Genomic DNA, 22985 nt, shown 5'->3' with positions numbered 1-22985 from the left:
CGCCTCAGCGTCCGCTGAAGGACGCGCGCAACCGGGCGAACAGGCCGCTGTTGTGCTCGGACTGCGCCGACATCACCTCGGCCTTGTCCTTGGCGCGCAGACCCTTGTACTTGCGCAGCAGATCGCTCTGCTTCCCGTCCAGTTTGGTGGGGATCACGATATCCAGATGGGCCATCAGATCGCCTCGGGCGCTGGACCGCAACCGCGGCATACCGTGCCCGCGCAGTACCGATATCTCGCCGGGCTGAGTGCCCGCGGGAATCGTGAGCTCGGTGGGCCCGTCCATGATGGTGTCGATCACCACGGTGGTACCGAGCGCGGCGTCGACCATGGGCACCCGGACGGTGCAGTGCAGGTCGTCACCGTCGCGGACGAAGACGTCGTGCGGCTGTTCCACGATCTCCACGTACAGGTCGCCGGCATGGCCGCCACCCGGCCCCACCTCGCCCTGCGCCGCCAAGCGCACCCGCATACCGTTGGCCACCCCCGCCGGGATCGGCGCGGCGATCTCCCGGCGCGCGCGTACCCGCCCGTCACCACCGCACTTGTGGCAGGGGTCGGGAATGGTCTCCCCGGCACCCCGGCAGGTGGGGCAGGGGCGCGAGGTGAGGACCTGACCCAGGAAGGAACGCTGCACCGACTGGACCTCACCGGCGCCACCGCAGGTCTCGCAACGCACCGGTTTGGAATTGCCGTTGGTGCCCGCGCCTTTGCAGAGATCGCAGAGGATCGCGGTATCGACGGTGAGGTGTTTGGTCACCCCGACCGCGCATTCGGCCAGGCTCAAGCGGGTGCGCACCAGGGAATCGGCGCCCGGCTGGACCCGGCCCCGGGCCTTGCGGCCCCCACCGGTCGCACCACCGCTCATCCCACCGAAGAACGCCTCGAACACATCCCCGAGGCCGCCGAAACCGGCACCGCTGAAACCGCCCGCGCCGGCACCGCCGCCGTCCAGGGGATCGCCGCCCATATCGACGATCCGGCGTTTCTCCGGATCCGACAGCACCTCGTACGCCGCGGAGACCTCTTTGAACCTGGCCTGCGCCGCCTCGTCCGGGTTCACGTCGGGATGCAGTTCGCGAGCCAGTTTGCGGTACGCGCGTTTGAGCTCTTGGTCGGAGGCGTCCCTGCCGACACCGAGCAGTCCGTAGTAGTCCCGTGCCACTTGAGTTCTCTTAGTCCTTGGTCGCTGTCCACGGCTCCGGCTTCGCGCGGCCGGCCACGTGGCTCCTGTTTTGGTGGTAGCCGCCCCGTCCGTAACGTTAGTCGGGTCGACTCAACTTTATCCGGCCGGAACTACGAGCCTAACAGCGGAGGGGCTCTACTGTTCCGCGGCGGCGCGGGTCAGGGCCTCCGAGACCCCCGAGGTTCGGCCACCGAGACTCGCGCCTGCGGCGGATGCGCTTCGCCGGACGAACCGCGGTACGGGCGCCGACCTCCGCCGCGTGGCCGAACTCTGCCCCGGCGGTGTGCGTCTTCCTGGGGAAACACAGCCCCTGATCGATTACGATACCGACCCGCCGCAATCGGTTCGGCACCGGGAATTCCGGTGCGTTGCGGACCGTCCGGACGTTGCGGCTCAGCGCTCGGCGAGAACTTCGCCGATATAGCGGGCGACGGCCGCGACCGAGGCGATGGTGCCGGGGTAGTCCATCCGGGTGGGTCCGAGGACTCCCATCCCGCCGAGCACAGCCCCCGCCGAGCCGTAGCCGGTACTGACCATCGAAGTGCCGCGCATCTCCTCGACCTGCGTTTCCTCGCCGATCCGCACGGTCACCGTGCCCGGCTGCTGGGCCGCGGCCAGCAGTTTGAGGACCACGACCTGCTCCTCGAGCGCCTCCAGTACGGTGCGCAGCGACCCGTGCAGCCCGAAATCGCCCGCATTGCGGGTGAGGTTGGCGGTACCACCGAGCACCAGTCGCTCCTCGGGATGTTCGACCAGGGTTTCGACCAGCACGGTCGACACCTTGATCAGCACATCGCGCAGCTGCGGCGGCGCCTGCTCGGGGAGTTCGGCGATCGCGGCGGAGGCCGCGGCCAGTCGTTTACCGTCCATGGCGGCCCCGAGCATGCCGCGCAGCGCGGCCAGATCCTCGTCGTCGACGACGGTGCCCAACTCCACGATGCGCTGGTCGACACGTCCGGTGTCGGTGATCACCACCAGCAGCAACCGGGCCGGATTGAGAGCGACCACCTCGAGGTGGCGCACGGTGGATGCGGAGACCGTGGGGTATTGCACGACGGCGACCTGACGGGTCAGCTGGGCCAGTAGCCGCACTCCCCGCCGCAGCACATCGTCGAGGTCCACCCCGGATTCGAGGAACTGCATGATCGCCTTGCGCTCGGCCGCCGACAGCGGTTTCACTTCCGCGATCCGGTCCACGAACTGCCGGTAGCCCTTGTCGGTGGGGATACGCCCGGAACTGGTGTGCGGCTGGGCGATGTAGCCCTCGGCCTCCAGCACGGCCATATCGTTGCGGACCGTGGCGCTGGAAACACCCAGATTGTGCCGCTCCACCAGGGTCTTCGAACCGATCGGTTCCTTGGTGGCGACATAGTCGGCGACGATCGCCCGCAGGACCTCGAAGCGCCGATCCTCGGTGCTCGACATCGACCCCACCTCCTACCTTCGCTGTGCGCCGATGTGGTGTGCCCGGCGCACCGCTGCCTATGAACCCGGCTCGCGTTCCACCGGGTTCCTCACCCAGTGTAAATGCGACCGCCTGTTTCCTCGGGCGCCGGCCGTGGCGCGCATGATAGCGTCTGGGCCCACAAACGAGATACACAAAAGCACAGCCGGCTGCACAAGGGGGGAATATCAGATGACCGACGATCCGGGGCGCACTGCGGCCGACCTCGCCCGATGGGCCGAGCAGATGCGGCAGAAGAGCGAGCGCTTCCAATCTCTCCAGGTACGGATGACACAGCTGGCGGTGACCACTACCTCCAGCGACCAGAGCATAACCGTGGCCATCGACGCGAACGGCGTGCCGACCGATATCCGGTTCACCGATGCCATCCGGCGGAAGAGCCCGGCAGCGCTGTCGGCGGAGTTGATGCAATGCCTGGGCCACGCGCGCGAAACCCTGGTACGCGATATCACCGCGACGGTGCGCGAGGTAGTGGGCGACGATCCGATCGGCGCGAACATCATCAAGCAATACGAGGACCGTTACGCGGCCCCGGATGCCCCTGTGCCGGCCTCCCCCGCTCCCTCGACGGCGCCTGATCCCGTTCGGTCGCAGCAATCCGCTCCGCCGCAAGCGCCGGCACCGCGGCCACCCGCGCCGCCCGAGGCCTCGGCACCATCGCGTCCCGCGGCACCGCCGGAGCCGCTGCCGACGCCGTCCTCGCTCGTCCCCGATGTCGATGACGAAGAGGGCGAGTACTACCGTCGCGCTTCGTGGCTGGTGTGAGGCGATGACGAATCCGCTTCCCGTGCACGTAGATCCCGAAGCTCTGCGCACGCACGCCACCTCGATCGGGCGAATCGCCACACGACTCGGAACCGTGCTGCAAGCGGCGAACTACATCAGCGCGGCCGACGACGGCTACGGGTTGATTCCGAAACCTCTCGTGGAGTGGTTGATCGCCGACAATCACGCCTCCACCTTGACCGCTATCAGCAATCTCACCGACAAGGTGGGCGCCGTGCCCGGTATGCTCGCCGCCGACGCTGATTCGTTCGAGGATGCCGACGGCGCGATCTCGAAAGCGCTGGAGGGCCTGCAGACAACCGTCGACGGAGCCGCGGGGGGACTGTAAATGGCGAATCAAGTAGGCGATTGGCTCAACGAGACCCTCCCGGGGTTCGGCGACGAGGCCGCCCCCGAGGGCAACCCGTTGATCGCCGAGGGCACGAACTTCCGCGAGCAGTATTTTCAGGAGACGCTGTTCACCTTCTCCAATGTCGGCCTCCACGGCGAGGACGGGCCGTGGGGGGTGCTGGAGGGCACGCTCGCGTTCGACACGTGGAAAATGGTGTCGGATTTCCGGAAAGAGGACTACCTCAGCTCCGCCTTCGGTCTGGCAGATGTCGGACTCACCGCATGGGGGGCCTGCACCGATCCGTTCGGATTCGTCGGCAGCCAGATCGCCGGGTGGATGCTGGAGCATGTCGAGTACCTGCGGCGATGCTTCGACGCTTTGGCGGGCAACCCGGAGATGGTCGAGGCGTATGCGGATACATGGACCGAAATCGCGAAAGAGTTGACGGCGATCGGCGCGGCTTGGAAGACAGCCGTCGAGCAGGAGATCACCTCGTGGTCCGGCGAAACCGCGACCGCTTACCGCAATTACGCCGCGACCGCCATCGACCGTATCGAAGCGGCCGGCGCCGCGGCTGCCTGCCTGGCCACGATGACGGAGAAAGCCCAGAAGATCGTCGACGCGGTGCGCACCATGGTGCAGGACATCCTGGTGGCGTTGGCCGGCGCATTGATCGGCTGGACCATCGAACTGGGTTTGTCGCTGGGCACCGCGGCGCCGGTGGTGGCCTTCGCGGCAGCCAACCGGATCACCGCGGAATCGGTCCGGGTCTCGGTCCTGATCACCAAACTCGGTCTGGCCCTCAAGGACATGACCCCGGTACGGCACGCTCTCGCGGCAATCCTCGAGGAGATCACCGGCTCCGAAGAAGCCCCGGCACCTGCCTGACCGCAGGAAATCCGCACCCCGGAGATCTACACGGCGTCGTTCGGCCGACAGCTGCCCCTTTCCCATGAGCGAACACAGGAAGACAGTGCAACCACAACACCCGCACCGGGCGCCGAACGCCACCCCGGAGCCGCCCCCGGTACGCCCGGTGACGCCCGGGCAGCCGTATCGGGGCACGATGCTGCCCGCCGATTTCATCCTGCCCTACGAGGCGAGTCCGGACTCGCCCATGCCGGAGTACATACCGGAGCCCGGCCCCACCGGAATCCTCGTAGACGCGAGGTACTACACCTGGTCGTTTCCGCCGTTGATCTACCGCTGGCTGGCCGCACCCAGGATCGTGGTCAACGGCCGGCGGGTCCCGGACGCCGCATGGGGAACGACACATGTGCCAGTGCCTCCCGGTGTGCACCATGTGCGGGTCGGGACCATCCCGCACTGGATCGCGGAGTGGCGGGCCATACCCACCTCGGTACCGGCCATGGACTTCGGATTCGCGGACGCGATGATCCCGGTCCGTGCCGGCCATTGCACGACCGTCTGTTATCAGCCGCCGCTGACAACGATTCTGCGCGGCGCCCTCGGGCCCCAGCCGCGGGAGCATTTCCCGGGATACCGCGCTTACCGGGTATTTGCGGCGCTGTTCAGCACGCTGATGCTGGTCCTCGCCGGACTGTGCCTCTACTACGCGCTCTTCGAGTGACCCGCGCGATATTGTGAGCAGTCGCGGTGGGACCGGATCCAGGTGCGGCGGGGACCACCGGATCAGGGCACCCGCGCTCAGCCGACCAGATCCCGGACCACACCGTCGGCCAGCAACCGCCCGCGGTCGGTGAGGGTCAGCCGGTCACCCACGATCTCGACCAGCCCGTCCGCGGCGATGCGCCGGGCCGCCGCGTTACCGTCCGCGTCGAGATCGGCGAGCGGCAGGCCGGTGCGCAGCCGCAGGGCGAGCATGACACGCTCGAGGTAGCGGTCGGCGGCGGTGAGGTTCTCCCAGTCCGCGGCGGGTAATCCGCCGTGCGCGACACGGTCGGCGTAACGCGCCGGATGCTTAACATTCCACCAGCGCACTCCCCCGAGATGGCTGTGTGCACCCGGTCCGGCGCCGAGCCAGTCGCCACCGTCCCAGTAGCCGAGGTTGTGGCGGCAGCGCGCCGCGTCCCCGGCCGCCCAGTTCGATACCTCGTACCAGGTGAGCCCGGCGGCCTCGAGCCGCGCGTCGATCCGCTCGTAACGCGCGGCGAGCACATCGTCGTCGGGGGCGGGCAGTTCGCCACGCCGGACCCGCCGGGCCAGCGCGGTACCGTCCTCGACGATGAGCGAGTACGCGGAGACGTGATCCACCTCGGCGTCCAGCACCGCGTCCAGGCTCGCGGCCAGGTCGGCGTCGGTTTCGCCGGGCGTTCCGTAGATCAGGTCCAGGTTGACGTGCTCGAACCCCGCGGCGCGGGCTTCCCGCGCCGCGGCTACCGCCCGGCCCGGGGTGTGCCGGCGATCCAGCACGGCGAGTACATGCGAGGCCGCGGATTGCATACCGAGTGAGACCCGGGTGAATCCGGCCGCCCGAATCTGCTCGAAGAAAGCCGGGGAGGTCGATTCCGGGTTCGATTCCGTGGTGATCTCGGCATCGGCGGCCAGGGTGAACTCCGCGCGGACCGCGTCGAGCACCCCGGCCAGCCCGTCGCCGCCGAGCAGCGAGGGCGTGCCGCCGCCGACGAACACCGTGGCCACCTCGGGTGTCGCGCTGGGCAGCGCCGCGAACCGCCGGGCCGCCGTCGCCAGTTCGCGGCGTAACGCCTCCGCCCATGATTCGGGTGAAGCCGAGCTGCCCAGCTCACCGGCGGTGTAGGTGTTGAAATCGCAGTATCCGCAGCGGGTGGCGCAGAACGGTACGTGGACGTAGATGCCGAACGGTCCCCCACCGAAATCACGCAGGACCGGAGCGGTGGCTTCGGTGTGCGGGGCGGCGGTGGCAGTGGAACTCACTCCTCCAGTGTGACCGGCCCCGGCTCGATCCTCGACGATGGGGGTGTTCCGGCAGGCCGTCGGCATTCTGCGCCCGGCCGTGCTCGATGTCGCGCAGCTGCGAACTCTCGGCGGTATCTCCACCGAGTTCGCCCGCGATACCGCCGACCTCTTCGACCGCGAGAACCTCCTGTACCACTGGATAGAGACCGAAAACGTTCCCGAGATCTGGCGCCGGGTCGAGAGTGTGGGCCTGCAGACCGCCGAGGCCTGCGGCGACTGCCCCCGAGTGGTGCTCGGATCGCCGCTGGCCGGTGAGTCACTCGACGAGGTTCTCGACACCTCTCCCGCGGTCGAGGAGATCGTGCGCCGCTATATCGGCAAGAAGGATGTACTCCAACCTGCCGCGCAAGTTCGAGACCGCGATCTCCGGTCAGCAGGACGTGGTGCACGAGATCAACGACGTCGCGTTCATCGGCGCGCTGACGGTGTTTCGGGGTGGACAGCGCCTGTACCATGCGCTCCTCGAGTGACCCGCCAGCGGGACATCGCACGATTCGCTTGTCGAAAACTCTTCGGCAACAAGGCTTCTCATTAGTGGAGAGGCATCCAGCGCCCGGTACAGTCGCTCTGCATGGTGATCTGCGGGATCAAGGTGTCACACGATGGCGGAATCGCGGTCGTCGACGGTGATCGATTGGTGTTCGGCATCGAATTCGAGAAACTGAACAACAATCCCCGATACAGCACGCTCGGCAATCTCGATATTGTCACCGAAATCCTCCGCAGTGAAGGGCTCGAGCCTTCCGATATCGACCGGTTCGTGGTCGACGGATGGTTCGCGGACTCCTCGGTGCCGAATGTCGACTCGGCGGAACCTTCGTTTATTCCGACTTTATCCGGTGGCCACCCGATAAAGCTTCGTGTAGCGCCTTATCAGGATCGCCCGGGAGTTACCGAGCCGGGCACTCGCTACCACTTCGATGATCACGATTTCGGTTCCGCCGCAGGCGGATATACGAGTTACCACCATATCGATCAACACATCCTGGGCGGCTATTGCACAAGTCCGTTCGCTACGCGCGGAGAAGACGCGCTCGTAGTGGTTTGGGATGGAGGAACGGTTGCCCGTGTCTACCACGTCATGGCTACGACCCGTACTGTGCGGCCGGTAGCCACGGCGCTGCCGATTGTGGGTAACAGCTTCACCTATTTCTGTTCCAATTTCGGACCGTTCGTCCCCGATATCGAGGGACTTTCACGAGATGAGATTTTGCGACAGCATCTGGCGATTCCCGGTAAGGCAATGGCGTACGCGGGTCTGGGCACTCCAGAAGAGTCGGCGTTTCCGGTGCTCGACAGGATCATGGCGGGGTTACCGGAGGCCTCCCAGCACGCAGCCCGCTCGGTCGGGACACATATCGCACAGATTCGAGCCGAGGCGTTCCGAGGGCTGACCGATGCCGACCTCATTGCCACCTTTCAGGCATATCTGGGCGAGCGGCTGGCGGAGGGACTCGCAACTCTGATACGCCGGACCCCCGGATTGCCGGCGAACCTGGTACTGACCGGCGGGTGTGCCTTGAATATCAAGTGGAATTCGCTGCTGCGGAAGCGGTCCATCGTCGAAGAGCTATGGATCCCACCTTTCCCGAACGATTCGGGCGCCGCCCTCGGCACCGCGTGTTGCGAAATGTTCCGAACCGGACTCGGCCCGGCATTGCGGTGGGATGTGTACTCCGGGCCTCGGGCGAGTATCGGCGATATTCCGACCGGCTGGCGCAAACAGCTATGCGACGAAAAGGGAGTCGCCCATGTGCTTTTCAGCACCGGCGAACCTGTCGTGGTGCTGTCCGGACGGGCTGAGCTCGGGCCGCGCGCCCTCGGCAATCGCAGCATTCTGGCCCCCGCGACCGATATTGCGATGAAAGCCAGGCTCAACGGCATCAAGAACCGCGCCGACTATCGGCCGGTGGCCCCTGTTTGCCTCGCCGCGCGGGCATCAGAGGTGTTCCAGCCGGGAGGCAGCGACCCGTATATGCTTTTCGAGCACGATATTCGTCCCGAATGGGCCGGCCGGATTCCTGCCGTGATGCATCTCGACGGCACCGCTCGGCTACAAACCATCGACGAGTCGTCCGATAGTTCCACGTATCCAATTCTCGCGGCCTACGAAGATCTCAGCGGTATACCGGTCCTGTGCAATACCAGCGCAAATTTCGAAGGTCGAGGATTCTTTCCCGATGTCGCCTCCGCCGCACGATGGGGCGGTGCTCAGTACATCTGGTCGGCCGGATATCTCTACACGAATACGCGGCCGATAGCAGTGTAGCCGAAATTCCGGCTACACTGCTGCCGGTATCAGCAGAGAACCGACGGGATCGGTGGGACGTTCACACCTGCCGGCGCGAACAGCGCGGCAACCATATTCAACAGCGCGTCCACGAGACCTCCTTTCATTGCTCATCCACGGTCGAAAGCGACCGATCGTCCAGGAACGCCTCGGGCCTGTCCCGACTCCTACTTCTTGTCGAGGTCGACGAGCTGGCAGACGCAAAGCGTCACGTTATGCGCAAGAATTCCACCGAAGTAGCGTGTGCAGAACTCCGCGTACCCGACCGGGTCACATTGATGTGCATGCCAAGCCGAGTCAACTTCGAGATCATCGGGAAGGTAGTTACCCTTCATACCGCTCGCCCGGTAGCGCTCCAGCGAACGCTGGTAGCGAGCGATTCGGTCGCTGATCTGTTCCTCGGTCAGCGCCGTGGATCCCGGCCAGAACAGGTGACCCCAGCGAAGATTTTCCGCGAGGTGTGTCGTATCGAATTCCGCTGACGGAACATCCGTTTCCAACGTCTCAGATGCAATGCTCGTCATAGCCTGGTTCCTCGATTTCTTCAGAACTCACCATGTCGGCCAACAGGGCTCCAGAAACGCTGGAGCACTTATATTTTGGTCCCACCGGAGGCACCTGTCAAGCGAAAGTTGCAGCAGCACAAGCATTTTGAAGATCAGTCACTCACAGGCCCTCCGGAAATTCGTAACGGGCGGGAACGGCCGGATCCATCCATACCGTCCCGACGACAAGTGCGATCTGGTCATAGGGAGCGAATCGGTACGATGCGGGATCGCCGGGGAACCGCACACCGTTGACGTAGAGATGAACCGCCTCGAACGGGGTCAACCGAATCGGCCCGACCCGATCAGAGGTGAGCGGCTTCCCCCACTCGGTGAAGAACTGACCCAGCGTGAAAGGAATATCCTCCCCCGACTCGATATGTATGATGCCGGTCTCGTCGTGCGTATGCAGCGGCGAACCCATTTTTCGTTCGTCATCGATGCCGATGAGGGCGGGGACCGTCACCGGCTGGCCGTACACGATGACATCGAGATGGGCATGGTAGTGGAATGTCGTCATGATCGTCGCCGACAACGACAACCCGGCCTCTTGTACCGCAGCGGCGGTGTCTTCGGGCAGTTCCCACGCGGGCTGCACCAATGCCGACCCGGAAGGCAGCGGAGACTGCAGCGGCTGCGCCCCCGCGGCGGCGGAGGCCGGCAGGGTCAGCAGAGCAGCGCCGAGAAGCGCAGGGACGATTCGCATCTCACGAATTTACGGGCTATCCGCACATATCTACACACCCCGTTCTCACCGATGGGAATCTGCCCACTATGAGATGGAGAACACGGCGTCACCCTCATCCAGCTCGTGCGATGACACCGCAGAACCCGCTCAGCCGACCAGCTCCCGGACCACAGCGTCGGCCAGCAGCCGCCCGCTATCGGTGAGGACCAGCCGCTCTTCCCGATCGTGACCAACCCGGCCGCGGCGATACGCTGCGCCGCGGCCCCGCCGTCCGCATCGAGATCGGCCAGCGGCAGACCGGTGCGCAAGCGCAGGGCGCGCATGACGCGCGTTCGAGATAGCGGTCGGCGGCGGTGAGGCCCTCCCAGGCCGCGGCCGGTAGCCCACCCTGGGCCACACGGTCGACATAACGCAGTGTGAACGGCCCCGGATCGGTCCTCGACGATCGGGGTGCTCCGGTTCCCCGCCGGCATCCGGGGACCGTCCTCCGTGGTCACCACGTACATCGGGGTGCCTTCGCCGTCGAAGGCGCCCAGGGGCGCGGGCGACGGCCGCCACGATGCCGTGGAGTGCGGCGGTCTCGGTGGCGAGATCGGCGGGCCGGTGTGCGGATCCGATCGTTTCCGTGGTCACGGCGCCGATCGCGCGGCCTCGAGGGGGTCGGGGTCGAGCACGGCGACACCGTCCGCGAACCTTTCCTCCGGAAAATATGACAGGCGTCACAAATAACCTCGCGGCACCTGGGGATTTCCCGCTTGTTCACGGGAAATACTGGTAGGGCCCATCGAAGGCGCGCTCGGGCATGGCACAATAGACCGCATGCGCGCATCGGGAGTACGACTTGTGGCACGTCGCCACGTCGACTACAAGCGCGTCTGCAGCGCCTGTTGTCTGCCCGGTTCCGCCCGGTAGCTCAGCCGCGCCCATCCCGGATTTCCGGCGATTCCCTCTCGAGGATTTCGGCCCGCTGACACCGCGGGCGCGAGCGGAGTACCTCGCGCCTTCAGCCCGGATGTACGACCACACGCAGGAGCCATTTCATGACGTCGAGCACCGACGCCGATCCCACCGCGAAGTCCGAGGCCCGCCCCGCGCGCCCCACTCGCGCCCGCACCGGCAAACCGGTCCGCCGTCGCGCCGAGGGCCAGTGGGCGCTCGGTTACCGCGAGCCGCTGAACCCGAACGAGCAGTCCAAGAAGGACGACAACCCGCTCAACGTCCGCACCCGGATCGAGAACATCTACTCGAAGAACGGTTTCGACAGTATCGACAAGGGCGATCTGCGCGGCCGTTTCCGCTGGTGGGGCCTCTACACTCAGCGTGAACAGGGGTATGACGGCACCTGGACCGGCGATGAGAACGCCGACCTGCTCGAAGCGAAGTACTTCATGATGCGGGTACGCACCGACGGCGGCGCGCTGAACGTCGACCGGCTGCGCACCCTGGGTGGCATCTCCACCGAGTTCGCCCGCGACACCGCCGACCTGTCCGACCGCGAGAACCTCCAGTACCACTGGATCGAGATCGAGAACGTTCCGGAGATCTGGCGCCGGCTCGAAGCCGTCGGCCTGCACACCACCGAGGCGTGCGGTGACTGCCCCCGCGGGCTGCTCGGTTCTCCGCTGGCCGGGGAATCCCTGAACGAGATCATCGATCCCACGCCCGCGATCGAGGAGATCGTGCGCCGCTATATCGGCAAGAAGGAATACTCCAACCTGCCGCGCAAGTTCAAGACCGCGATCTCCGGCCAGCAGGACGTGGTGCACGAGATCAACGATGTCGCGTTCATCGGTGTGAACCATCCCGAGCACGGCCCGGGCCTGGACCTGTGGGTCGGCGGCGGGCTGTCGACCAACCCGATGCTGGCCCAGCGGGTCGGCGCGTGGGTCCCGATCGACGAGGTACCCGACGTATGGGAGGCCGTGGTCGCGTTGTTCCGCGATTACGGCTACCGCCGGCTGCGCACCAAGGCCCGGCTGAAGTTCCTGATCAAGGACTGGGGTATCGAGAAGTTCCGGCAGGTCCTCGAGGACGAGTACCTGAAGCGGAAGCTGATCGATGGTCCGGCACCGGACAAACCCAGCCGCCCGATCGACCATATCGGCGTGCAGCGGTTGCGCAACGGGCTCAACGCGGTCGGTTTCTCCCCCATCGCCGGACGGGTTTCGGGCACGGTACTCAGCAAGGTCGCCGACGCCATGGAGCGCGCCGGGTCGGATCGGGCCCGGTTCACCCCGTACCAGAAGCTCATCGTTCTCGATGTCGCAGACGAAGCGGTCGAACAGCTCATCGCCGACCTGGAACCGCTGGGTCTACAGGCACGTCCCTCGGTATGGCGGCGCAATCTCCTGGCCTGCAGCGGGATCGAATTCTGCAAATTGTCCTTCGTCGAGACCCGCCGGCGCTCGCAGGTACTGGCGCCGGAGCTGGAACAGCGGCTGGCCGATATCAACGCCCAGCTCGATGTGCCGATCACCATCAATATCAACGGCTGCCCCAACTCCTGCGGTCGGTCGCAGATCGCCGATATCGGGTTCAAGGGCCAGCTGGTGGACGACGGCACCGGGAATCAGGTCGAGGGCTACCAGGTTCATCTGGGTGGCAGCCTCGGCCTCGACAGCAATTTCGGGCGCAAACTGCGCCAGCACAAGGTGACCAGCGCCGAACTCGGTGACTACATCGAGCGCGTGGTCCGCAATTTCGTCAAACACCGCGAAGGTGGCGAACGGTTCGCGCAGTGGGCCGTTCGCGCCGAGGAAGCCGATCTGCGATGAAACCCGCGAGCGTGACGACGGGAGAACCGATAGTGACAACCGAGCAGAAACAGCTGCCCGCCAAACTGGGTGCCGACGAATTGCGTGCCCTGGCCGAACGCGGCGCGGCCGAACTCGGACCGGACGCCTCGGCCGAGGAACTGCTGCGCTGGACCGACGAAACCTTCGGTAGCGGCTATATCGTCGCGTCGAATATGCAGGACGGGGTGCTGGTACAGCTGGCCGCCCAGGTCCGGCCCGGCGTGGACGTGCTGTTCCTCGATACCGGCTACCACTTCGCCGAAACCATCGGCACCCGCGACGCCGTGGAAGCGGTGTACGGGGTGAACGTGGTGAACGCCCGCCCGGAACAGACCGTCGCCGAACAGGACGCGCTGCTGGGCAAGGATCTGTTCGCCCGGGACGCGAACGAATGCTGCCGCCTGCGCAAGGTGGTGCCGCTGCGCGGTTCGCTGGCTCCCTACAACGCGTGGGTCACCGGTATCCGCCGGGTGGAGGCCCCCACCCGCGCGAACGCCCCGCTCATCTCCTTCGACGAGGGCTTCGGGCTGGTGAAGATCAACCCGATCGCACCCTGGTCCGACGACGAGATGCAGGCCTACATCGAAAAGCATTCGATTCTCGTCAATCCCCTGGTGGAGGAGGGATATCCGTCCATCGGCTGCGCTCCGTGCACACGGAAGCCGGAGCCGGGTTCCGATCCGCGAAGCGGCCGCTGGGCCGGGCTCGCCAAGACCGAATGTGGGTTGCACGCATCATGACCGACGTATTCACCACCGAACGCTCTGTCGGCCTCTCGGACTTCGACACCCTGGCCGCGCTGGAATCGGAAGCCATCCATATCTTCCGCGAGGTCGCGGGGGAGTTCGAACGGCCGGTGATCCTGTTCTCCGGCGGTAAGGACTCCACCGTCCTGCTGCATCTGGCGCTGAAAGCGTTCTGGCCGGCGCCGCTGCCGTTCGCACTGCTGCATGTGGACACCGGGCACAATCTGCCCGAGGTGCTGGAGTTCCGCGACAAGGTGGTCGACAAGTACGGCCTGCGACTGCATGTGGCGAGCGTGGAGGACTACCTGGCCGACGGCCGGCTCACCGAGCGCCCGGACGGTATCCGCAACCCGCTGCAAACGGTGCCGCTGCTGGACGCGATCACCGAGAACCGGTTCGACGCCGTCTTCGGCGGTGGCCGCCGCGACGAGGAACGGTCCCGCGCCAAGGAGCGGATCTTCTCGCTGCGCAATGCCTTCGGCCAGTGGGATCCCAAACGGCAGCGGCCCGAACTGTGGAACCTGTACAACGGCCGGCACGCACCGGGCGAACACGTCCGGGTGTTCCCGTTGTCGAACTGGACCGAGCTGGACATCTGGCGCTACATCGCGCGGGAGAACGTGGAACTGGCCACCATCTACTACGCGCATCAGCGGCCGGTGTACCAGCGCGACGGGATGTGGATGACTCCCGGAGTATGGGGCGGCCCCCGCGACGGTGAGGTCCTGGAAACCCGGTCGGTGCGGTACCGCACCGTCGGCGACGGATCCACCACCGGGGCCATCCTGTCCGACGCCGCCGACAACGAGGCCATCCTGGCCGAGGTCGCCGCCTCCCGGCTGACCGAACGCGGTGCGACCCGTGGCGACGACCGGGTCTCCGAAGCCGCCATGGAAGACCGCAAACGAGAGGGATATTTCTGATATGTCCGACCTACTGAGGCTGGCCACCGCCGGTTCTGTCGACGACGGCAAGTCCACCCTGGTCGGACGTCTGCTCTACGACACCAAGTCCGTACTCGCCGACCAGATCGACGCGGTGACCCGGGCATCGGTGGACAGGGGCCTGTCCACCCCCGACCTCTCGCTGCTGGTGGACGGCCTGCGCGCCGAACGCGAGCAGGGCATCACCATCGATGTCGCCTACCGGTATTTCGCGACCCCGCGGCGGTCGTTCGTACTCGCCGATACGCCGGGTCACGTGCAGTACACCCGCAATACGGTCTCCGGCGCGTCGACGGCGCAGCTGGTGATCCTGCTGGTGGACGCCCGCAAGGGCGTGATCGAGCAGACCCGCCGGCACGCCGCGGTCCTGGCACTGCTGGGTGTGCCGAAACTGGTGCTGGCCGTGAACAAGATCGACCTCATCGGCGGGGACGAACCCAGCGAAGCGGCCCAGCAGGCCGCGGCCGGCAAGGTGTTCGCCGAGATCTCGGCGGAATTCTCCCAGCTCACCCGCACGCTCGGCTGGTCGGACGAGGACGTGCTGGAGATCCCGGTCTCCGCGCTGCACGGCGACAATATCGCCACCCGCTCGGATAAGACCCCCTACTACAGCGGCCCTTCGCTGATCGAGCATCTCGAATCGGTACCGGTGGACGCCGACAATTCCGGCGAACACGCGGTGGGCCTGCGCTTCCCGGTGCAGTACGTGATCCGTCCGCGCACCCCCGAATACCCCGACTACCGCGGATACGCGGGGCAGATCGCGGCGGGGTCGGTGGCGCCCGGCGACGAGGTGGTGGTGCTGCCCTCCGGCATCCGCACCACCGTGGAGCGTATCGATACCCCCGACGGCGAACTCGCTGTCGCCCAGGCCGGACGCAGTGTCACGCTGATCCTCACCGACGACGTCGACATCTCCCGGGGCGATACCCTCGCCTCCCCGGATGACGCGCCGGAGCCGGTCGACACCTTCGACGCCACCGTCTGCTGGCTCGGTGACAAACCCCTGCGCCCCGGGGCCCGGCTGCTGCTCAAGCACGGGACCCGTACCACCCAGGCCATCGTCGGCGCGCTCACCGAACGGTTCGACGAACAACGGCTGGCCGCCGAGCCCGCACCCGAAACGCTCGAGCTCAACGATATCGGCCGTATCTCGGTGCGGGTCGCCGAACCGATCGCGGCCGACGACTACCGCGTCAATCGGCATACCGGTAGCTTCCTGCTGATCGACCCGGCCGGCGGGAACACCCTCGCGGCGGGTCTGGTGGGGGATGTGCTCACCGCGGTCGAGGTCGGAACCGAGGCTTGATGCCGGAGCCCACGCTGGTCGCGGTGGCCCACGGCAGCCGGGACCCCCGGTCGGCCGCCACCGTCACCGCGCTCATGGAGCTGGTCCGGGCCGCCCGCCCCGGTATTCCGGCGCGGACAGCCTTTCTCGACTTGAACGCCCCGTCGGTGGGGCAGGTGCTGGATTCGGTCGCCGCGGCCGGGGAAGACCGTGCCGTGGTGGTTCCGCTGCTGCTCGGCAGCGCCTTCCACGCCCGGGTCGACCTGCCCGCGCTGCTGACCGAAGCCGGTACCCGGCAGCCGCGGCTCCGGACGGTCCAGGCCGATGTGTTCGGCGCCGATCCCGCGCTGATCTCCCTGCTGCACGAACGGGTCCGTTCCGTTTGTGCCGAGCAGGGCTGGTCCGTGGCAGCCGAGCGGATCGGTATCGCGCTGGCGGCGGTCGGCTCGTCTTCGGCGGCCGCGAACCGGGAGACGGCGCGGCTGGCCCGCCGGTTCGCGGACCGCACCGGCAGTCTCACGGAGGTGTGTTTCGCCGCCGCCGAACCCTCACTGCCGCGGGCGGTGAGCCGCCTGCGTGCCCGCGGAGCCGAACATGTGCTGGTAGCCCCCTGGTTCCTGGCTCCGGGTCTGCTCACCGATCGCCTGCGCGCACAAGATCCGTCGCTTCCGCACGCCGCGGTACTGGGCCCGGATCCGGCGCTGGCCGAGGTGATCTGGAACCGCTACGACGCGGCCCGCGCACGCGCTCTGCCGCTGTCGGCCTGATACCGCGCGGTTCGCACAGCGCGCTCAGAACCAGCGCTCCAGGACGGCCGCCACTCCGTCGGCGGTGACATCGTCGGTCACTTCGTCGACCAGGTCGTGTAATTCGACCGGGGCATTGGCCATAGCCACCGAATGCCCGGCCCAGGCGAACATCTCCCGGTCGTTGAACCCGTCGCCGATCGCCAGTGTGGCGGCGCGCGGGATCCCGAGGAGACCGCGCAGGTTCTCCAGGGCCCAGCCCTTGGAGACGCCGTGCCGGGAGATGGTGAGCCAGGGGCCGAATTCGCCGTAGACCCAGCTGATATCCGGTATCGACAGCCGCTCGAACAGGCGGCGCAATTCGGCGGCGGACCCTTCGGGCCACCAGCAATTGAGCCGCGGGGTCGGCTCGCTGCCCAGGGTGTGGTCATCGACCACCACGTATTCGCCGCCACCGTAGTACTCCCCCGGACTCATTCCGCTGGCCCAGACCCCCTCGCCCACCCGCTCCGCCGTGAAAATCATCTCCGGGAAAACTTTTCGCAGCGCGGTGACCGCGGGCGCGGGGTCGAAATAGTGCACGGTCAGCGGCAGGGTCTGCTCGATATCGATATGCACCGCCCCGTTCGAGCAGATGGCATGTCCCCGAACGAGTCCGAGTTCCGCCAGCACCGGCCGGGTGCTCACCACCGTTCGCCCGGTGCTCACCACGATGTGGGAGCCGTGCGCGACCGCGGCCCGCACCGCGGTGAGTACCCTCTCGCTCACCGGCGCACCGGTTTTCAACAGCGTTCCGTCCACGTCCAGCGCGATCAGCCGCGGTGGGCCCCCGTCCACGTCCATACTCCGATTCTGACCCGTATCGCACAGCGGCGGCACCGATTTCCCACCTGCTCGCGCATGGTGGCGCACCAGGGTGGGATCAGCGGTGGAAGCCGTGCGACGCACCACCGAGGCGATTACCTCCGGGCCCACCGAACCCCCCGGGCCCGACGGAAGAGGAGGGATTCGAATACCCGCCGAACGAATCGGGGCGGCCCCCGCCGGAAAGAGGACCTCCGGGTCCGCTGTACCCGCCGTTCGGCGACGGTCCGCCCACACCGTCGCGGCTCATGCCCGGACCAGCGCTGTGCGCCCCGGGGACGCCGGTACCTTCCATCCCGGACCTCGGCGCGGCGGTACCGCCCGGAGGCGACCAGCCGTGGCCCGGGGACCAGCCGCCACCACCGGGCCGGTCACCACCCGGCGCACCGAAACCAGCCGGACCGGGCAAGCCACCACCTTCCGGCGACCATGCACCCGGGCCGTGTCCCGTATCCGTTCCCCCACCGGGCTGACCACCACCCGACTGCCCACCACCGGGCTGACCACCACCCGACTGCCCACCACCGGGCTGACCACCACCGGACTGCCCACCACCGGCCTGCTCCCCACCGGGCTGACCACCACCGGCCTGCTCCCCACCGGGCTGACCACCACCGGCCTGCTCACCACCGGGCTGCTCCCCACCGGGCTGACCACCACCCGGCTGACCACCACCGGGCTGACCACCACCCGGCTGACCACCACCGGGCTGACCACCACCCGGCTGACCACCACCGGGCTGACCACCACCGGACTGCCCACCACCGGCCTGCTCACCACCGGGCTGACCACCACCCGACTGCTCACCACCGGACTGCCCACCGTCCGGCTGACCATCATCCGGTTCGTCCGCGTCCGGGGACCCGGGGCCGTCGGGGCCCGTACCCGGCTGGGCCGGCAGCGGAATACCCGGGTACCCGAAAGGCCCGGGGGTGTGGAAACGGGCCGGATCGCTGTCGTGGGTACCGGGCCGGCTACCTTCGGCCGGCGGCGCACCGTACCTTCCAGGGGGCGCGGGGCGGACGATCCGCGGCTGTGCCGGGGCATCCGTCCGACCCGGTATGGGCGGTCCGTACAGCCGCGCGACCCCGGCGGGAGCGATCCGGGCGGGTGCGCCGAGCGGCGCGTACGAGACGCTCCAGCCACTTTCCGATCGCTCGACCTGAGCCTCACCGTGGATCTCGTAGAGCACCGCCCCGGGCCCGCGCAGCGGCGGCCGTTCGGGCTCGGGCAGCGCGGGATCGGCCGCTCCGTTGCCGAGGATGGTGGCCGCGGACATGGCGACCGCGGAGAACAGAGCGGCCCCCGAGAAGATCGGTGGGTGCCCGAGGCGGGCCGAACCCGTCGGTGCGATGCTGTCGGCGGCCATACCGGCGGCGCCGAGGGCGACGCACTGGCCGGAGTCGGCGGCGACGGTCACCGGCAGGCCGAGTTCGGCGAGGGTTTCGGCGACCTGCGGCGGCCGCGCGGCACCGCCTACCACCAGCACTCGCCCGATATCGGAGAGCGCGACACCGGCGGCGCGCACCGCCGCGCGGACCACCTCCAGGGAATCCCGGACGTGTTCGCGGCGCAGCCCTTCGGGGTTCACGAACGACACCAGGGAAACCGCGCCGGTACCGGGTGCGGCCGGGCCGATCGCGCGGTCCCCGGCGCAGCGCGCGATCAGCGCGCCCAACGGGCGTCCGCCGAATTCGTAGGAGCGAATCGGTGTGCCGACGAGGGGATGGTGTGGCCAGTCCGGGCCGGTGCGGACGACAGCCACATCGAGACTGTTCCCGCCCAGGTCGTAGACCAGCACGAATCCGGAGTCCAGGGGCCCGTGTTCGGTCTCGAGCCAGTGGACGGCGGCCACCGGTTCCGGAACCAACTGCACATGGCCGGCACCGGCCAGATCCAGGCTCTGCCGGAGCAGATCGAGCTGTTTGGCCGTATAGCCGGCGGGATGGGTGGCCACCACCGCAGCCGCGGGTTCCGCGGCCACCATGCCCTGCACCACCGAGGCGAAAATCGTGGTGGGCGAGAAGATCCGGCCGTCGACGTAGACCGAATCGGGATCACGTCCCAGATCGGCGAATTCGTTGACCGCCGTGGAGAATCGGGTGATACCGCCGAGCCGTGCGGTGCCCCCGCTGTCGAATCCCACCGCCGTCCGCCGTGTCCGGACGACCGGGCGTGCGTTCTGCCCCGTGATCCGCGCCGAAACAACGTTCACCGTACCGATACCGATACCCAGCCCAGAAGTCATCTGCCATCCCGTCAACGCACCGAGACCACGTCCGAAAGAACCATGGGCGCGGTCGTTTTCCAAACAGCGAGCACAGGTTAGCTGGAACCACGGGAAGAAATCGAAAAATCGGCGAGGAAAACCGAAGTTACGGAAGCGATCCCCGTTCGACCCCTTTGAAACATACCGATAGACCGATAAGCGGTAATTCCGATACGCGGCAACCACCAGGGAGTTCGGTGAATACCAACCGGTACATATCGCCGACCCGCCTTCGGTTTCCGCGTAAGCCCCACTGACGCGAACAATGCCGGAAGCCGGCGTCTACTCACGGGTAACCAGTCAATAGCTGCCACAGCGGAATCGAATCCGGAACAGACCCGCCCGCCCGATGGGAACACCGGACGGGCGGGAAGAGAGCGGTTCAGGCGCGAGAGAACAAGCGGCGCACCGGCTTACCGGCGCGCAGCACCGCTCCCCCCGGCCGCACCTGGGGACGGCGGCCGCGCAGCAGCCGGTCGAAGGCCGCCGCGCTTCCGGCAGGTTCGGCCAGCCGGCCGGTATTGAAGTCGTCGGCCAGTTGCCGCACCGTCTCCTGGGCACAGGATTTGTTCGTACCGATGAATCCGGTGGGGCCGCGTTTGATCCACCCGGTCACATACACCCCCGGAAGCACCGCACCGTCGGAGTCCTCCAGCACCCGCCCGGCCCGGTTCGGGACGATTCCCCGCCGCTCGTCGAAGGGCAGGCCCGGTATCGGGACCCCCCGGTAACCGACCGAGGTGAGCACCAGCCCGGTCTCCAGCAGGCCGAGATCACCGGTGGCCACCGCACGCACCCGGCCGTCCGCTTCGGCCACCAGTTCGGTGCGCTCCACCTCGACACCGGTGACGGCGTCGGGGCCGAGGATACGACTCGGCGCGCTGAGATACCGGAACACGATGCGGCGCCGGCGCCCGGACGGCCGGTCGGCGATCCGGTGCAGCAGTTTCAGCTTCTGCTCCACCTGGTAGGGCAGGTCCGCGGTGATCGGCGGCAGCTCCCCTTCGATCGCGATATCCACATCAGCGCCCAGCAATCCGACGAATTCGGGGACCGTGAACGCCGATTCGGCGGGACCACGCCGGCCCAGCACCACTACCTCGCGCACCGCGCTGCGCCGGAGGGCCTCGAGCGCGACCGGTGAGATATCGGTACCGGCCAGCTCCTCCGGGTCTGTGGTCAGGATCCGGGCGACATCGAGCGCCACATTGCCATTGCCGACGATCACGACCCGCTGCTGCGAGAGATCGAAATCGTGGTGCGCATGGTCGGGATGGCCGTTGTACCAGGCCACGAAATCGGTCGCCGATACGTTCCCGGCCAGGCCCTCACCCGGGATTCCGAGTTTGCGGTCGGTCGAAGCCCCGACGGCGTAGACAACGGCGTGATGGTAGGCGAGCAGTTCCTCGTGCGAGATGTGCGTACCCACCTCGACATCGAAATACGAGCCGAAACCGGGCTGTCGCGACATCACGTCGAACAGCTCGGCCACCTTGCGGGTCTTGGTGTGATCCGGTGCGACACCGTAGCGGGCCAGCCCGTACGGCACCGGCAGCCGGTCGAACACCGTGACCCGCACATCCGGCTGGGTGAGCAGTTCGTCCGCGGCGTACATGGCCGAGGGGCCGGAACCGATCACCGCGACCCGCAACGGCCCGCGGCCGGCGGTATCGATCGGAGGCGCGGGCACCGGCCGGGCCAGCAGCGGGCGCGGCCGGGCCTGGCGGTAGAAGTCGGCGTTGATCTCGATGAACGGTTTCTGATCGTCGGTGAGCTTCTTCACCGAGGTGATGGCGTCCACCGGGCAGGCCGACGCGCAGGCGCCGCAGTCCACACATGCGGCCGGGTCCACGTAGAGCATTTCCGCGGTCCGGAAATCGGGTTCGTCCGGTGTGGGATGGATACAGTTGACCGGGCACGCGTACACACAGGACGCGTCGCTACAGCACGACTGGGTGACAACGTAGGGCATGAAGGCAACCGCCGCGCTCAGGCCGCCGCGCCGGGGACGGCGCGCAGCGGCTCGGAGCGGTACCGGGTGGTGTGCCCGGAGATCCCCAGGGCCTTCCACACCCGCTTGGCGATCGGGTTCATCAGGCCGATCTCCTGCGCCAGGGCGCGCACATCACCGAAGTAATCGCTGAAGGTCTGCCGGGCGTCGGGGGAATCGAAGAACAACTCCTTGCGCACGTTCTCCGGGATGTCGAATTCGTCGAAGAACGCCTTGGGCGGGGTCACGATCGCGCGCCCCAGGATCCACATGACCACCGGCATGGCCAGCGACAGCACGAACTTGTTGGCCGGCGACACTTCCGGTACGTGCTTCTTCAGGAATTCGTGGGCGAAGGAGATATGCCGGGCCTCCTCGGCCACGTGGATGGCCATGACGCCGCGCATGATCGGATGCACTTCCTCGCCGGAGCGCAGTACATCCTTCTGGATATGGTCGATGGGCTCCTCGCCCCCGAGCACGGCCATGAAGAAAAGGTTCGGGAAGGCAACTGCGACCGGTACGGCGAGATGCCGGATCTGGCGAACCAGTGGTCCCATTCCCGGCACATCGGCGCCGATCCGGTTCACCATCTCCTGGAACATCAGAGTGTGGTTGTGCTCCTCGATCATCTCGTGGGAGCAGTAGCGGAACTCCGGGTCACCGTTGGGCAGTCCGAAGATGTGCTGCATCATGCCGCTGATCAGGATGGCCTCGAACTGCAGCCCGACCTTGGCGACATTGGCCTGGCGGTACTTGCCGAGAGCGATCTTCTTCTCCTCGGGAAGCGCCTGATACCAGGGGTGACGACCGAGGGTGTCACCCGATACGGGCAGGATCCAGCGTTCGGGCCGGGCTTCCGGATCGAAGTCGGGATTGTCCCAATCGATATCCTCGAAGGGATCGAAATTCCGGTTGACCGAGCCCTCCGAAAGCAGCAACAGCTTCTCCGCGTACTCCTGAGCCTGGGCGACCAGCTGGTCGTCGGAGACCGTGGTGGCTGAAGACGTCATCGTCACTGCCTCTCGTCGATGATGCGGCTTAACTGTTTCCCATAGTTACAGCTACAGCGCGGTACGTCAACAGAACTCCGGCGCGCAACCGGATCACAATGCCGAGTAAGGCGTATCACA

The 22985-nt window shown here is 67.0% G+C and carries 20 protein-coding genes and 1 pseudogene; 12 read left to right on the top strand and 9 right to left on the bottom strand.

The window, feature by feature from the left end:
- Positions 1–4 precede the first annotated feature (4 nt).
- Both dnaJ and hrcA read right to left on the bottom strand, forming a co-directional pair.
- Positions 5–1165 carry a molecular chaperone DnaJ gene (gene dnaJ / locus ACYR7D_RS13225; RefSeq protein WP_459549807.1) on the bottom strand — a complete coding sequence of 387 codons (1161 nt, stop codon included), beginning with the start codon at positions 1163–1165 and terminating at the stop codon, positions 5–7.
- Positions 1166–1579: 414 nt separating this feature from the next.
- Entirely contained in the window at positions 1580–2611 is a 1032-nt protein-coding gene (gene hrcA, locus ACYR7D_RS13220; RefSeq protein ID WP_459549806.1) for a heat-inducible transcriptional repressor HrcA, read from the bottom strand.
- Between the two features lie 211 nt (positions 2612–2822).
- Here hrcA and ACYR7D_RS13215 point away from each other — a divergent pair, with 211 nt between their 5' ends.
- The 4 genes from ACYR7D_RS13215 (at position 2823) to ACYR7D_RS13200 (ending at position 5359) form a co-directional block, all read left to right on the top strand.
- Positions 2823–3416 carry a YbaB/EbfC family nucleoid-associated protein gene (locus tag ACYR7D_RS13215; protein ID WP_459549805.1) on the top strand — a complete coding sequence of 198 codons (594 nt, stop codon included), beginning with the start codon at positions 2823–2825 and terminating at the stop codon, positions 3414–3416.
- 4 nt (positions 3417–3420) lie between these two features.
- Positions 3421–3765, top strand: coding sequence for a type VII secretion target (locus ACYR7D_RS13210; RefSeq protein ID WP_459549804.1), 345 nt, complete (start codon positions 3421–3423; stop codon positions 3763–3765).
- Entirely contained in the window at positions 3766–4656 is an 891-nt protein-coding gene (locus ACYR7D_RS13205; protein WP_459549803.1) for a WXG100 family type VII secretion target, read from the top strand.
- Between the two features lie 85 nt (positions 4657–4741).
- Entirely contained in the window at positions 4742–5359 is a 618-nt protein-coding gene (locus tag ACYR7D_RS13200) for a hypothetical protein (RefSeq protein ID WP_459549802.1), read from the top strand.
- Between the two features lie 77 nt (positions 5360–5436).
- On the opposite strand, the gene hemW is transcribed toward ACYR7D_RS13200, so the two are convergent.
- On the bottom strand, positions 5437–6645 hold the full coding sequence (gene hemW, locus ACYR7D_RS13195; protein ID WP_459549801.1) for a radical SAM family heme chaperone HemW: 1209 nt from the start codon (positions 6643–6645) through the stop codon (positions 5437–5439).
- Positions 6646–6727: 82 nt separating this feature from the next.
- On the opposite strand from hemW, the pseudogene ACYR7D_RS13190 reads away from it, so the two are divergent.
- Together ACYR7D_RS13190 and ACYR7D_RS13185 are read left to right on the top strand one after the other, a co-directional pair.
- Positions 6728–7103: pseudogene (locus ACYR7D_RS13190) on the top strand (nitrite/sulfite reductase); the annotation flags it as partial.
- Positions 7104–7258: 155 nt separating this feature from the next.
- The gene (locus tag ACYR7D_RS13185) at positions 7259–8956 is read left to right on the top strand and encodes a carbamoyltransferase N-terminal domain-containing protein (protein WP_459549800.1); all 1698 of its coding nucleotides are present in this window, start codon (positions 7259–7261) and stop codon (positions 8954–8956) included.
- 188 nt (positions 8957–9144) lie between these two features.
- Here ACYR7D_RS13185 and ACYR7D_RS13180 read toward each other — a convergent pair whose 3' ends face one another.
- Together ACYR7D_RS13180 and ACYR7D_RS13175 are read right to left on the bottom strand one after the other, a co-directional pair.
- On the bottom strand, positions 9145–9501 hold the full coding sequence (locus ACYR7D_RS13180; protein ID WP_459549799.1) for a hypothetical protein: 357 nt from the start codon (positions 9499–9501) through the stop codon (positions 9145–9147).
- A gap of 142 nt (positions 9502–9643) precedes the next feature.
- Positions 9644–10228 (bottom strand): hypothetical protein, encoded by a 585-nt coding sequence (locus ACYR7D_RS13175; RefSeq protein WP_459549798.1) that lies wholly within the window; start codon positions 10226–10228, stop codon positions 9644–9646.
- An 801-nt stretch (positions 10229–11029) separates the two neighbouring features.
- On the opposite strand from ACYR7D_RS13175, the gene ACYR7D_RS13170 reads away from it, so the two are divergent.
- The 6 genes from ACYR7D_RS13170 (at position 11030) to ACYR7D_RS13145 (ending at position 16750) form a co-directional block, all read left to right on the top strand.
- On the top strand, positions 11030–11122 hold the full coding sequence (locus ACYR7D_RS13170) for an Ms4527A family Cys-rich leader peptide (protein WP_357054283.1): 93 nt from the start codon (positions 11030–11032) through the stop codon (positions 11120–11122).
- A gap of 128 nt (positions 11123–11250) precedes the next feature.
- Entirely contained in the window at positions 11251–12984 is a 1734-nt protein-coding gene (locus ACYR7D_RS13165; RefSeq protein WP_459549797.1) for a nitrite/sulfite reductase, read from the top strand.
- Positions 12981–13745: a phosphoadenylyl-sulfate reductase gene (locus ACYR7D_RS13160; protein WP_459549796.1), complete on the top strand. Its 765-nt coding sequence runs from the start codon at positions 12981–12983 to the stop codon at positions 13743–13745. The genes ACYR7D_RS13165 and ACYR7D_RS13160 overlap by 4 nt, the downstream gene beginning before the upstream one ends.
- Positions 13724–14674 carry a sulfate adenylyltransferase subunit CysD gene (gene cysD, locus ACYR7D_RS13155; RefSeq protein WP_459549795.1) on the top strand — a complete coding sequence of 317 codons (951 nt, stop codon included), beginning with the start codon at positions 13724–13726 and terminating at the stop codon, positions 14672–14674. The genes ACYR7D_RS13160 and cysD overlap by 22 nt, the downstream gene beginning before the upstream one ends.
- Position 14675: 1 nt before the next feature.
- Positions 14676–16004 (top strand): sulfate adenylyltransferase subunit 1, encoded by a 1329-nt coding sequence (locus tag ACYR7D_RS13150; RefSeq protein WP_459549794.1) that lies wholly within the window; start codon positions 14676–14678, stop codon positions 16002–16004.
- Positions 16004–16750 (top strand): sirohydrochlorin chelatase, encoded by a 747-nt coding sequence (locus tag ACYR7D_RS13145; protein WP_459549793.1) that lies wholly within the window; start codon positions 16004–16006, stop codon positions 16748–16750. Before ACYR7D_RS13150 ends, ACYR7D_RS13145 begins: the two co-directional genes overlap by 1 nt.
- Before the next feature lie 24 nt (positions 16751–16774).
- Here the strand turns inward: ACYR7D_RS13145 and ACYR7D_RS13140 are convergent, their stop codons facing one another.
- The 4 genes from ACYR7D_RS13140 to ACYR7D_RS13125 all read right to left on the bottom strand — a co-directional run bounded on the left by ACYR7D_RS13140 (position 16775) and on the right by ACYR7D_RS13125 (position 22865).
- Positions 16775–17572, bottom strand: a complete 798-nt coding sequence (locus ACYR7D_RS13140; RefSeq protein ID WP_459549792.1) for an HAD family hydrolase — start codon at positions 17570–17572, stop codon at positions 16775–16777.
- Between the two features lie 79 nt (positions 17573–17651).
- The gene (locus tag ACYR7D_RS13135) at positions 17652–19841 is read right to left on the bottom strand and encodes an Hsp70 family protein (RefSeq protein ID WP_459549791.1); all 2190 of its coding nucleotides are present in this window, start codon (positions 19839–19841) and stop codon (positions 17652–17654) included.
- A 403-nt stretch (positions 19842–20244) separates the two neighbouring features.
- Positions 20245–21834 (bottom strand): FAD-dependent oxidoreductase, encoded by a 1590-nt coding sequence (locus ACYR7D_RS13130; protein ID WP_459549790.1) that lies wholly within the window; start codon positions 21832–21834, stop codon positions 20245–20247.
- 17 nt (positions 21835–21851) lie between these two features.
- On the bottom strand, positions 21852–22865 hold the full coding sequence (locus ACYR7D_RS13125) for an AurF N-oxygenase family protein (RefSeq protein ID WP_459549789.1): 1014 nt from the start codon (positions 22863–22865) through the stop codon (positions 21852–21854).
- Positions 22866–22985: the final 120 nt, after the last annotated feature.

The sequence above is a fragment of the Nocardia sp. X0981 genome, assembly GCF_977089955.1.
The sequence above is the reverse complement of the archived record's forward strand: the minus strand, read 5'-3'. Positions and strand labels throughout refer to the sequence as shown.

Bases quoted from the DNA above. Each gene is read 5' to 3' on its own strand.
- hrcA (WP_459549806.1), bottom strand. From the start codon at position 2,611: ATGTCGAGCACCGAGGATCGGCGCTTCGAGGTCCTGCGGGCGATCGTC.
- ACYR7D_RS13215 (WP_459549805.1), top strand. From the start codon at position 2,823: ATGACCGACGATCCGGGGCGCACTGCGGCCGACCTCGCCCGATGGGCC.
- ACYR7D_RS13210 (WP_459549804.1), top strand. From the start codon at position 3,421: ATGACGAATCCGCTTCCCGTGCACGTAGATCCCGAAGCTCTGCGCACG.
- ACYR7D_RS13205 (WP_459549803.1), top strand. From the start codon at position 3,766: ATGGCGAATCAAGTAGGCGATTGGCTCAACGAGACCCTCCCGGGGTTC.
- ACYR7D_RS13185 (WP_459549800.1), top strand. From the start codon at position 7,259: ATGGTGATCTGCGGGATCAAGGTGTCACACGATGGCGGAATCGCGGTC.
- ACYR7D_RS13180 (WP_459549799.1), bottom strand. From the start codon at position 9,501: ATGACGAGCATTGCATCTGAGACGTTGGAAACGGATGTTCCGTCAGCG.
- ACYR7D_RS13175 (WP_459549798.1), bottom strand. From the start codon at position 10,228: ATGCGAATCGTCCCTGCGCTTCTCGGCGCTGCTCTGCTGACCCTGCCG.
- ACYR7D_RS13170 (WP_357054283.1), top strand. From the start codon at position 11,030: ATGCGCGCATCGGGAGTACGACTTGTGGCACGTCGCCACGTCGACTAC.
- ACYR7D_RS13165 (WP_459549797.1), top strand. From the start codon at position 11,251: ATGACGTCGAGCACCGACGCCGATCCCACCGCGAAGTCCGAGGCCCGC.
- ACYR7D_RS13160 (WP_459549796.1), top strand. From the start codon at position 12,981: ATGAAACCCGCGAGCGTGACGACGGGAGAACCGATAGTGACAACCGAG.
- cysD (WP_459549795.1), top strand. From the start codon at position 13,724: ATGTGGGTTGCACGCATCATGACCGACGTATTCACCACCGAACGCTCT.
- ACYR7D_RS13150 (WP_459549794.1), top strand. From the start codon at position 14,676: ATGTCCGACCTACTGAGGCTGGCCACCGCCGGTTCTGTCGACGACGGC.
- ACYR7D_RS13145 (WP_459549793.1), top strand. From the start codon at position 16,004: ATGCCGGAGCCCACGCTGGTCGCGGTGGCCCACGGCAGCCGGGACCCC.
- ACYR7D_RS13140 (WP_459549792.1), bottom strand. From the start codon at position 17,572: ATGGACGTGGACGGGGGCCCACCGCGGCTGATCGCGCTGGACGTGGAC.
- ACYR7D_RS13135 (WP_459549791.1), bottom strand. From the start codon at position 19,841: ATGACTTCTGGGCTGGGTATCGGTATCGGTACGGTGAACGTTGTTTCG.
- ACYR7D_RS13130 (WP_459549790.1), bottom strand. From the start codon at position 21,834: ATGCCCTACGTTGTCACCCAGTCGTGCTGTAGCGACGCGTCCTGTGTG.
- ACYR7D_RS13125 (WP_459549789.1), bottom strand. From the start codon at position 22,865: ATGACGTCTTCAGCCACCACGGTCTCCGACGACCAGCTGGTCGCCCAG.